Origin of the sequence: Streptomyces sp. NPDC001941, from assembly GCF_040296945.1 — a bacterium.
GTDB lineage: Bacteria > Actinomycetota > Actinomycetes > Streptomycetales > Streptomycetaceae > Streptomyces.
This window is the reverse complement of record NZ_JBEOYE010000238.1, coordinates 1-2,200: the sequence shown is the minus strand read 5'-3', so window position 1 is coordinate 2,200 and position 2,200 is coordinate 1. Positions and strand designations below refer to the sequence as shown.

General features: G+C 34.1%; 2 protein-coding genes. Both read left to right on the top strand.

The window, feature by feature from the left end:
* Positions 1 to 539: IS3 family transposase (locus ABT160_RS46815; protein WP_351656492.1), on the top strand; the 539-nt coding region annotated here is incomplete at its 5' end.
* Between the two features lie 73 nt (positions 540 to 612).
* Positions 613 to 1,760, top strand: a protein-coding gene (locus ABT160_RS46810) for an IS3 family transposase (protein WP_095586744.1) whose coding sequence is annotated in 2 segments (ribosomal slippage) — positions 613 to 865 and positions 865 to 1,760 — 1,149 coding nt in all. Because the reading frame shifts where the segments join, the coding sequence is not laid out codon by codon here.
* Positions 1,761 to 2,200 lie beyond the last annotated feature (440 nt).

Below are 2,200 nucleotides of genomic sequence, written 5' to 3'. Positions count from 1 at the left end.
CTAAAAATAAATTACACAGACGATTCAGAACTTCCATTCCTCATCAAAAAATCACAACAGATACGACAGAATTCAAATATTATGAAGATGGAATTCAGAAAAAGTGTTATCTCAATCCTTACATTGATTTATTTAATAGCGAGGTGATTAGTTATCATATCTCTAAACAACCCTCTTATCAATCAATTGATATTGCTCTAAATCAAGCCTTAGCTGTGACATCTGATTGTCCTTATCGACGTACTTTCCACTCAGATCAAGGATGGGGATACCAAATGAGAGACTATGTTTCTAAATTAAAATCTCATAGAATTTTTCAGTCTATGAGCCGTAAAGGAAACGGTCATGATAATTCAGTTATGGAGAATTTCTTTGGGCTACTTAAACAAGAAATTTACTACGGACATATCTTCTCGTCTTTCGAAGAACTTGAACAGGTTATTGTAATCTGGATTAGGTACTATAATACAAAACGAATCAAACAAAAATTGAACTGGATGAGTCCAATTCAATTTCGCTTGAATTACCAAAACAATTAAAAAAATCCAAGTATTTTGGAAAGGTTATAATAAACTAGACACAAAGTTAAGAGAAATCGTGGAAAGGTTTATTATGGCAAGAAGAAAATTCGATAAACAATTTAAAAATTCTGCAGTAAAACTCATTCTTGAAGAGGGTTACTCTGTTAAAGAAGTCAGCCAAGAGCTTGAGGTTCATGCCAATAGTCTTTATCGCTGGGTTCAAGAAGTTGAAGAATATGGAGAAAGTGCTTTTCCAGGCAATGGGACAGCCCTAGCTGATGCCCAACATAAGATTAAATTGTTAGAGAAAGAAAATCGTTATCTTCAGGAGGAACTTGAACTTCTAAAAAAGTTCCGGGTCTTCTTGAAGCGAAGCAAGTAAAACGTTTTGAATTTCTCTTGAAACATCATGGGAAGATAAAAATTAAACATGCAGTAAAAGTTCTTAAGGTTTCTCGCTCAGGTTTCTATGAATACATGCATCGTCGTCCTTCAAAACAACAAGTGGAGAGAGAAATTCTCTCAGAGAAGATAAAAGCTGTCTTTCATGAGCATAAGGGACGCTATGGTGCGGTTAGAATTACCAAGGTACTTCATAATACTGGTATTATGACCAACACGAAACGTGTTGGGAAACTGATGCACTTGATGGGACTTTATGCCAAGGGAAGCCGTTATAAATATAAACATTACAACAGAAAAGGAGCTTCGCTTTCAAGACCCAATTTAATTAATCAGATCTTTAAAGCAACAGCTCCTAATAAAGTATGGCTGGGAGACATGACCTATATCCCTACCAAAGAAGGCACCTTATACTTAGCCGTGAATATCGACGTTTTTTCACGTAAGATTGTAGGCTGGTCAATGTCTTCACGGATGCAAGATAAACTGGTGAGGGATTGCTTCTTACAAGCTTGTGGGAAAGAACATCCTCAGCCTGGCTTGATTGTCCATACTGATCAAGGGAGTCAATATACAAGCTCTCGTTATCAATCTACTCTTCGTCAAGTCGGTGCTCAATCTAGCATGAGTCGTAAAGGAAATCCATATGACAATGCAATGATGGAGTCTTTTTATAAGACGCTAAAGAGGGAGCTTATTAATGATGCTCATTTTGAGACAAGAGCTGAGGCTACTCAAGAAATATTTAAATACATTGAGACCTATTACAATACAAAAAGGATGCATTCAGGTCTTGATTACAAGTCTCCAAAAGACTTTGAAAAATATAATTCTTAAATTCTCTTAACTCCGTGTCTAGTTTTTCGTTGACTTTCCATTAAGCGAATGTTAATATAATTATGATAGACTATGCTTATTCCAGAAAAACTTTTCATAAATACTCATGAAAAACATCAACTATTGATGTTTTTCTTATTGACAAATAATATTGAAGTGGTAGAATGGGTACATTATAATAATAACCCCTAAAAATCATTGAATGGTTTTTAATCTACTTAGTAAAAAATCTCTTTCTAACTGAAGGAGTTTTTTTATTAAAAGTGAGCAAAAATTTACGAAAGTTTTTAAAGTGAAAATTTTATGTTTTTCACTTCAGAAATGGTATCTTTCCGAAAAAGAATAGTTTTCTTGAAAGATATTTCTCTTCTACTACTAGGGTATTTATTTCCTTTTTTATGATATAATTCTTAGTGGCGCACCTTTCTGATGCAGTATTG